This is a genomic window from Nocardioides sp., from assembly GCF_036503465.1.
Lineage (GTDB): Bacteria > Actinomycetota > Actinomycetes > Propionibacteriales > Nocardioidaceae > Nocardioides.
In genome coordinates, this window is record NZ_DASXWU010000092.1 from 1 (window position 1) to 8387 (window position 8387).

Consider the following 8387-nt stretch of genomic DNA (forward strand, 5'->3'; position numbering starts at 1 on the left):
CCCGCAGGTCCGGCCAAGCCCGGCGGCCCAGGTGGGCCAGGAGGTCCCGGACACGTCGGCAAGCCGCACCAGCCCGGCACCCAGACCCAGCCGACCAAGCCGGCCACGCCTCCGCCGCCCCGCCAGTGCGCGAAGAACATCTGGTTCTACAACGGCAGCTACGGCGACCCCTGGGGTTTCGCACTGCGCAACTGCACGAGCTTCGTCGCCTGGCGGCTGCGGACGACCAACGGCCTCGGGGACTTCGAGAACCATTTCGGCGGCGTCCACTGGGGCAACGCCGCGGACTGGAACGAGGCGGCGACCGAGCTCGGCTACCTCGCCGACGACGTCCCGGCGGTGGGTGCGGTGGCCCAGACCGACGACGGCAAGCACGGGCACGTCGCCTGGGTGTCCGCGGTCGGTGACGGCACGGTCACCATCGAGGAGTACAACTACGCCATCGCGGGCGGGTACGACGTCCGCACGGTGCCGACCTCGTCGTTCCGCTACCTGCACCTCGACGACCTGGCGCCGGCGCCGTACCTCGGCTCGACCCGCGCCGGTGACGCCACGAGCGACGCGCACAACGCGACGTGGTCCGCCCGCACCACGGCCGGAGGCGACCTCGTCGTACGCCGTCCGTCGGGCCGCACCTCCCGCCTCCACGCTCCCCGGGGCTGGTCCGGAGACGCGGCACCGTCGGTCGTCACCGATGCGCAGGGCCGCGTCTGGGTCGCCGCCGTGGCCTCCGGGGGTCGTGTCCTCGCTGCGCACACCGGCCCGACCTCGGCCGCCTTCAGCCACCCCCGCCCGGTCCTCGCAGGCGCCGCCACCTCGTCGCCCGCGCTCGTCGTCGACGGGCAGGGCCGCGTGCGGCTGCTGGCGGTGTCCCCGGCCGGGACCCTGGTCGAGCGGCACACGCCAGGGGCGCGTTCCGACCGGTGGAGCCGGGCGCACCGGATGGGCCTTCCCGGCTCGTGGTCGACGCACGCCGCCCCGGCCGCGACCACCGACGTCCTGGGACGCGTGTGGGTGGCTGCGGTGACCCGGCAGGGCACGCTCCAGTCCCAGCACACGACCCGCGACGGCCTCGCCTGGTCGGGCTTCCGCCCCGTCGACCACCAGCGCTGGTCGGTGACGTCGACCCCGGCGCTCGCGACCGCCCAGGACGGTCGGGTCTGGCTGGCCACCGTCGGACAACGGGGAGACCTGGTCGTGCGGCACACCGGGACACACGGCTGGCAGCGCGGTCACCGGCTGCCCGGCCGGTGGTCGCCGTACTCCTCACCCTCGCTCACCGTGGACCCCACGGGGCGCACCTGGCTCGCCGCGGTCACCACGGACGGTCGTCTCGCGGTCAGCTCGAGGCCGGTCGGCGTCCAGCGGTGGAAGGACTCGGGCAGGCTTCCGCACGTGCCGCCGTCGCAGATGCGCAGCCCGGTGCTGGCCACGACCGTGAGCGGAGTGCTCGTGGGCGTCACCGATCGCCACGGCCGGGCGGTCTGGCGCCTCCTGGGGCCCTCCGGCACCCTGCCCGCCGCCCACGGCCCGCACGGCGGCGGCTTCTCGGTCAGCCCCTGGCTCTGACCTCGTCGCCGACGCTGATCCGACCGGGGGCGTCGACGTCCAGGTAGACGCCCAGGCACATCTCGCGGGCCGCGGTCAGCGCCTTCAGCCAGCGGCCGTCACGCGGCAGGCCCTCCTGGGCGATGTCGATCATCCGGCAGCGCTCGATCCGCCGGTCGGCGACGAGGCTGACGTCGCCGATCCTCACCGACGCCCAGGACTCCTCGACGAACGGCTCGTCGGTCTCGACCACGAGGTTCGGCCGGATGCGGCGCCGATCGGAGTCGACGCCGAGCTGCTCGCGGCACCAGTCGAGGGACGCCGTGCCCACGAGCGAGACGTGGCCGGCGTCGAAGTGGGGTGTGGTGGTTTCGGGCAGCACCCGCACCGTGGAGCGCATCGCCTGGCTGAGCAGGTGGTCGAGGTCGTCGCTGGGGACCGGCCACTCGCCGCCGCGTCCCGTCACCCTGACGCCGTCGCGAGTCGTACGGGACGCGAACTCGAAGACCTCGTCCCTCCTGCGGAACCGCGCGCTGTGCTTGCCGGACGCGAGCTTGCCGTCGCCGTCGACCACGGCGTACCGACGGTCCCCGACCAGCCCGCGCGGCTCGATCTCGACGTACGGCAGCGACTCGCCACCCATCGCCTTCACCGGGTAGCGGCGGATCTCGCGCAACGTCGGCACGTGGATGAGCGTAGTGAGTATCCGGCCCGTCGGTCGTCGTGATCACGACCTGTGTCGCGCACACTGGAGCCGTGATCTCGCGACAGCTGGCCACCGACCTGCGTGACGCCGGGCTCGCCTGGACGCCCAGCAAGGGCGACTGGTTCGTGATCCCGGACCACGGGCTCGACGAGCTCGAGTTCGTGGTCAGCGACATGGTGGTCGAGACCCGGCGGATGGCCTTCGACCGTCAGCTGCTCGCCTTCAACGGCACCACGGAGTGGGCGATGGACACGCTGGCCGCCTCCGAGGCACTCTGGCTGCCGCGCGAGGACCAGCTGCGTGACGTGCTCGGCGAGGCCTTCATGGGCCTGGAGTACATCCCGGGCGAGGCGCCGGGGTACGCCGTCTCGATGCTGCTCGGCGACACGGAGCAGCGGTTCGTCGACGTCGACGTGGAGTCGGCGTACGCCCGCGCGGTCCTGGGCCTGCTGACGTACGGCTAGCCGACACATCAGGCGCTCGCGAAGCGAGCACGTCGGGTCAGGCGGCATCTCCGCTGAGGCTCGTGCGCGCGGCGGTCCGCAACCACCTCGTGCGCCATGCGCGCACGAGGCTCAGTGCCGCCTGAGCCGACACATCAGACGCTGTAGTTGGGGGCTTCCACCGTCATCTGCACGTCGTGGGGGTGTGACTCGGCCAGCGACGCCTGGGTGATGCGGACGAAGCGACCCTTCTCCTGCAGCTCGGGGACGGTGCGCGCGCCGACGTAGAACATCGACTGGTGGAGCCCGCCGAGGAGCTGGTGGGCGACCGCCGAGAGCGGGCCGCGGTAGGCCACCTGTCCCTCGATGCCCTCGGGGATGATCTTGTCGTCGCTGGTGACCTCGGCCTGGAAGTAGCGGTCCTTGGAGTAGGACTTCTTGCCGCGGCTGCTCATCGCGCCGAGGGAACCCATGCCGCGGTAGGACTTGTACTGCTTGCCGTTGACGAACACCAGGTCGCCGGGCGACTCCTCGCAGCCCGCCAGCAGCGAGCCCACCATGACCGAGTCGGCGCCGGCGACGATCGCCTTCGCGATCTCGCCGGAATGCTTCAGCCCGCCGTCGGCGATGACCGGGACGCCGGCGGGCTTGGCCGCGAGGGCGGCCTCGTGCACGGCGGTGATCTGGGGCACGCCGACGCCGGTGACCACGCGCGTCGTACAGATCGAGCCCGGCCCCACGCCGACCTTCACCGCGTCCGCGCCGGCGTCGACGAACGCCTGCGCACCCTCGCGGGTGGCCACGTTCCCGCCGATCACCTGGACGTGCTGGGTGGCGCGGTCCTTCTTCAGCCGCTCGACCATCTCGAGCAGCAGCCGGACGTGGCCGTGGGCGGTGTCGGCGACGAGGACGTCGACACCGGCCTCGATCAGCGTGGTGGCCCGTTGCCAGGCGTCGCCGAAGTAGCCGATGGCGGCGCCGACCATGAGCCGCCCGTGAGCGTCATGCGACGCGTCGGGGAACTGCTCGCCCTTGACGAAGTCCTTGACCGTGATCAGCCCGCCGAGCCGGCCGCGGTCGTCGACGAGCGGGAGCCGCTCACGCTTGTGCTGGCGGAGCAGGGCGGTGGCCTCGTCACGCGTGATGCCGACCTGGCCGGTCACCAGCGGCATCGGCGTCATGATCTCCTCGACCTTGGTGGTCGCCCACTCCGCGACCGGCGTGAAGCGTAGGTCGCGGTTGGTGATGATGCCGAGCAGCTGGTCGTCGACGTCGACGACGGGAAGGCCGGAGACGCGGTACTCGCCGCAGATGCGGTCGAGGTCCTCCAGCGTCGCGTCGGGGCCGATCGTGATGGGGTTGCTGATGATCCCGGTCTGGGTCCGCTTGACCAGGTCGACCTGGTAGGCCTGGTCGTCGATCGACAGGTTGCGGTGGAGCACGCCGAGGCCGCCCTGGCGGGCCATCGCGATCGCCATCCGGCTCTCGGTGACGGTGTCCATCGCGGCACTGACCAGCGGTGCCTTGAGCTCGATCTCGCGGGTCAGCCGCGTGGTGGTGTCGATGTCGGTCGGCGCCAGGTCGGAGTAGCCGGGCAGGAGCAGGACGTCATCGTAGGTCAGGCCCAGCGTGCCGAACGGGTCGCGGCCGGCGGTCTCCATCTCCATGTCACGAGTCTACGGACGCGGCCTCGCCGGGACCGATCCGGCGCACCGGCCCACCACTCCGACACGTCGACGACAACCCTGTCCGGGGTCGAGGCGTCCTAGTCACAGCCAACGACTACTAGGGAGGAACTCAGTGCGACGACTCACCACCGCCACCTCGCTCGTCCTGGCCTGCGCGATGACGCCGATGCTCGCCGCGTCGCCGGTGCAGGCCGCGACCATCCGGATTCACGACGAGGTCGGCGACGACACCACGGGGCACGGCACCGGCGACCTGAAGTGGATGAGGATCCGGTACGGCGCTCACCGCCTCCACCTGACCCTGAAGTTCCCTGCGTCCGCGACCATGTCCTACTACCAGGACATGTACGTCGACACCTGGCCCAGGCACGAGGGGCCGGAGATGGAGATCAGCACCAACGGTGACTGGGAGGGTTGGAGCGTCAGCTATGCCGACGGCTGGAAGCCGGTCGGCCGGAAGCAGCGGTGCTCGGGCGGGGTGGGCAGCGCCGACTACGACTACGACCTGAACCTCATCCGGGTCAGCATCCCCCGCGGCTGCCTGAAGCCGCGCACCAAGCCCCAGCCGCCTCGGATCCGGATGGCCGTCGCCACCCGGTCCGAGACGGAGCGCACCTACGACTGGATGCCCGCCAGGCACCGGTTCGGTCGCTGGGTCGCCTGGAAGTAGCCCCGCGAGACGAGCTCAGCGGCTGAACCGCCCTGGGAACTGCTGGACGATGCCGGCGCTGAAGGTGTCGGCCATCTCGAGGATGTGCGCCTCGATCTGGCCGTACTCACGGATCCCTGCGTAGTAGTGGCCGGTGAGCTCGTCGACGGCCTCGGCCAGGGTCTGGTCCAGGTGTGTCTTCATCATCGAGCGCAGCGCCGTGCGCGGCCACGCGTGCCGGTTCAGCGAGGACAGGAAGTCGGCGATCTCGTTGGCGTTGGCGTACCACCGCTTGCTCGCGTCCTCGACGCCCGCCTGGTCGCCGGCCTTCGCGGCCTGCAGGGTCTCGACGGCGATCGTGATGTGGTCGTGCAGCAGCGCCGCCAGGTGGTCGCCGGCCCGCGTGCCGTAGTAGCGCGCGAACGCCGCCCCGATCTGCTTCTGGTTGCGCAGCAGCCGGGTGGCGGTGGTGTTGAACCCGGCGGTCCCGCCGGCGAAGGTGACGATGGCCAGCCTGGTCCACGTCACGTGCGCCTCCCACAGCCTGCGCATCTGGTCGTGCAGCCGCAGCTCCGGATGGGTCACCGCCCGCGCGCTGATCCGGGCGTGTTGCTCCTGGCCGCCGGCGGCCTGACCGCTCTGGACGGGTCCCAGGAACATCGCGCCGACGAGGGCCAGCGAGACCGCGGCTGCTGTCGCGCCGAGCCGGGCGGGACGGATGGGTGAAGTGTTCATGGAGTTCCTCCTCGACCCTTCGTGTCGCCGCGAACCCGATCCTTACCTGGCACGTACTCCCGGTAAGACCTCGACTCCGGAAGACACCAAGAAGACGTGACCATGCATCCGACTCCGGGCCTCACCAAGTGCGTGTGTGCACACGCTCCGGGCGACGTGCACGCCTGGCGGGTGTGCTGGCTGCTCGAGTCCGGGTTCGACCGGGAGCTGGCCGAGCTGCTCGCCTCCTCGGCGGTCGACCTGCACGCGCTGCTCGAGCTGGTCGACCGTGGCTGTCCTCCCGAGCTCGCGGCGCGCATCCTGTCACCCCTGCCGACCCGGGACGCCGGGTGACCACGGTCGGTGGCCGGCCGGCACCGGCACCGACCGCGGCGGCACCGGTCGACTGGGTCGCCGCGCTGTCGATGCCCGGGCCCGAGCAGGAACGGGCGATCCGAGAGCTGCACGGCCTGCTCGTGTACGCCGCGCGACGCCAGGTGCACCGGATGGGCGGCGGGCCCGGCCGACACGGCGGCGCCGTCGCCGACGAGCTCGCGAACCAGGCCGCCGACGAGGCCCTCGTCGCGATCCTCGGCAAGCTGCACACCTTCGAGGGCCGCAGCAGGTTCACCACCTGGGCCTACAAGTTCGCGGTGCTGCACGCCGCGAACGCCGTACGCGCTGCGGCGTGGCGCGGCCGTGAGATCCAGCTCGAGGGGCTGGAGCTGGTGGCCGACCGGTCGCCCGAGCCGGGACAGTACGCCGAGGCCGCGGCGCTGGCCGACACGGTGCGAGGCCTGCTGGAGACCGAGCTGTCGCCGTACCAGCGCCGCGTGGTCATCGCACTGCTCGTCGACGAGGTGCCCATCGACGTCCTCGCCGACCGCCTCGGCACGAACCGCAACGCCCTGTACAAGACTCTGCACGACGCCCGGTCGAAGCTGCGCAGGCGACTGGATGCCCTGGGCTACCTGGCTGCCGCGACGGGAGACCTCCCATGAGCCCGGCTCCGCGTCGACTGCGGCCCGAGGCGGTGCGACGCCTGCTCGTGGACACCGACGGCTGGTTGTCCTGCGACGACTGCTTCGCGATGGTCGACGAGTACGTCGACCGCCTGGTCGCCGGCGAGCCGGACCCCATCCCCGGCATGGCCGGCCACTTCCGCGGCTGCCCCGCCTGCGCCGAAGAGGCCGCCACCCTCGCCATCCTCGCCGCCGAGAACCCTCACCGCCCCTGACGCTGACCCGGCAGAAACGTCACCCGAAATCACGTCGACCCGGCAGAAGCTCGCATGAACTTCCGCCGGGTCGGCGTCCCTGGCTGTGTGCCTTCTGCCGGGTCGGCGTCCCTGGCTGGGTGCCTTCTGCCGGCTCAGCGTTCCTGGCCTGCACCCTTCTGCCAGGTCAGCGGTGTACAGGCGCCCGCGAAGCGGGCACGTCGGATCGGGCGGCATATCTGCTGAGGCTCGTGCGCGCGAACGGCGGGTGACCGCCTACTGCAGTCTCGCGCGCGCGAGACTCAGGCCGCCAGATCCCGCCCATTCAAGCTAGTGGCCGTGGCCGTGCCCGTGTCCGGCCGCGGCGGGCTCCTCCTCTTCCGGCTTGTCGACGACCAGGGTCTCGGTCGTCAGCAGCATGCCCGCGATCGAGGTGGCGTTGACGAGCGCGGAGCGGGTGACCTTGACCGGGTCGAGGACACCCTGGGCCACCAGGTCGCCGTACTCACCGGTGGTCGCGTTGTAGCCATCGCCGACCTTGCCCTCGCGGACCTTGCTGACGATGACGTAGCCGTTCTCTCCGCCGTTCTCGGCGATCCAGCGCAGCGGCTCGTCGGCCGACTTGCGGACGATCCGGACCCCGGCGGCCTCGTCATCGGTCAGGCCGAGGTCGCCGTCGAGGACGGAGACGGCGTGGATCAGCGCGGAGCCACCGCCGGGGACGATGCCCTCTTCGATCGCGGCGCGGGTCGCGGAGACGGCGTCCTCGATGCGGTGCTTCTTCTCCTTCAGCTCCACCTCGGTGGCCGCGCCGACCTTGATCACGCAGACACCGCCGGCCAGCTTGGCGAGGCGCTCCTGGAGCTTCTCGCGGTCCCAGTCGGAGTCGGTGTTCTCGATCTCGGCCTTGATCTGGTTGACCCGGCCTTCGACCGCGGAGGCGTCGCCGCCACCCTCGACGATGGTCGTGTTGTCCTTGGTGATCACGACGCGGCGGGCGGTGCCCAGCACGTCGAGCCCGACCTGGTCGAGCTTGAGACCGACCTCGGGGGCCACGACCTGACCACCGGTCAGGGTCGCGATGTCCTGCATCATCGCCTTGCGACGGTCACCGAACGCCGGGCTCTTCACCGCGACGGCGTTGAAGGTGCCACGGATCTTGTTGACCACCAACGTCGAGAGCGCCTCGCCCTCGACGTCCTCGGCCAGCACGAACAGCGGCTTGCCGGCGGCGATGACCTTCTCCAGCAGCGGCAGCAGGTCGGCGATCGCGGAGATCTTTCCCTGGTGCAGCAGGATGTAGGGGTCGTCGAGGACGGCCTCCATCCGCTCCGGGTCGGTCACGAAGTACGCCGAGATGTAGCCCTTGTCGAACTGCATGCCCTCGGTGAACTCCAGCTCGGTGCCCATGGTGTTGGACTCC

General features: G+C 71.2%; 10 protein-coding genes. 6 read left to right on the top strand and 4 right to left on the bottom strand.

Translation table 11 applies throughout. The annotated features are described in order from the left end of the window. A partial coding sequence (locus tag VGK78_RS16745) for a CHAP domain-containing protein (protein ID WP_331528864.1) occupies positions 1–1569 on the top strand: 1569 nt, incomplete at its 5' end. Here the strand turns inward: VGK78_RS16745 and VGK78_RS16750 are convergent. Beyond that, on the bottom strand, positions 1553–2233 hold the full coding sequence (locus tag VGK78_RS16750) for an MOSC domain-containing protein (RefSeq protein WP_331528865.1): 681 nt from the start codon (positions 2231–2233) through the stop codon (positions 1553–1555). The genes VGK78_RS16745 and VGK78_RS16750 overlap by 17 nt on opposite strands. 71 nt (positions 2234–2304) lie before the next feature. Here VGK78_RS16750 and VGK78_RS16755 point away from each other — a divergent pair, with 71 nt between their 5' ends. Further along, positions 2305–2718, top strand: coding sequence for a pilus assembly protein CpaE (locus tag VGK78_RS16755; RefSeq protein WP_331528866.1), 414 nt, complete (start codon positions 2305–2307; stop codon positions 2716–2718). Between the two features lie 134 nt (positions 2719–2852). Here VGK78_RS16755 and guaB read toward each other — a convergent pair whose 3' ends face one another. Further along, complete coding sequence (gene guaB / locus VGK78_RS16760; protein WP_331528867.1) at positions 2853–4364, bottom strand: IMP dehydrogenase; 1512 nt, start codon at positions 4362–4364, stop codon at positions 2853–2855. Positions 4365–4497: 133 nt separating this feature from the next. Here guaB and VGK78_RS16765 point away from each other — a divergent pair, with 133 nt between their 5' ends. Beyond that, on the top strand, positions 4498–5055 hold the full coding sequence (locus VGK78_RS16765) for a hypothetical protein (protein ID WP_331528868.1): 558 nt from the start codon (positions 4498–4500) through the stop codon (positions 5053–5055). A gap of 15 nt (positions 5056–5070) precedes the next feature. On the opposite strand, the gene VGK78_RS16770 is transcribed toward VGK78_RS16765, so the two are convergent. After that, positions 5071–5769, bottom strand: a complete 699-nt coding sequence (locus tag VGK78_RS16770) for a hypothetical protein (protein WP_331528869.1) — start codon at positions 5767–5769, stop codon at positions 5071–5073. Between the two features lie 102 nt (positions 5770–5871). Between VGK78_RS16770 and VGK78_RS16775 the strand changes: the two genes are divergently transcribed. The 3 genes from VGK78_RS16775 to VGK78_RS16785 are packed head-to-tail and all read left to right on the top strand — an operon-like array spanning position 5872 to position 6985. Next, positions 5872–6102: a hypothetical protein gene (locus tag VGK78_RS16775; RefSeq protein ID WP_331528870.1), complete on the top strand. Its 231-nt coding sequence runs from the start codon at positions 5872–5874 to the stop codon at positions 6100–6102. Beyond that, entirely contained in the window at positions 6099–6749 is a 651-nt protein-coding gene (locus tag VGK78_RS16780; RefSeq protein WP_331528871.1) for a sigma-70 family RNA polymerase sigma factor, read from the top strand. Before VGK78_RS16775 ends, VGK78_RS16780 begins: the two co-directional genes overlap by 4 nt. Further along, positions 6746–6985 (top strand): hypothetical protein, encoded by a 240-nt coding sequence (locus VGK78_RS16785; protein ID WP_331528872.1) that lies wholly within the window; start codon positions 6746–6748, stop codon positions 6983–6985. The genes VGK78_RS16780 and VGK78_RS16785 overlap by 4 nt, the downstream gene beginning before the upstream one ends. A gap of 309 nt (positions 6986–7294) precedes the next feature. Here VGK78_RS16785 and groEL read toward each other — a convergent pair. Then, a partial coding sequence (gene groEL / locus VGK78_RS16790) for a chaperonin GroEL (RefSeq protein WP_331528873.1) occupies positions 7295–8387 on the bottom strand: 1093 nt, incomplete at its 5' end.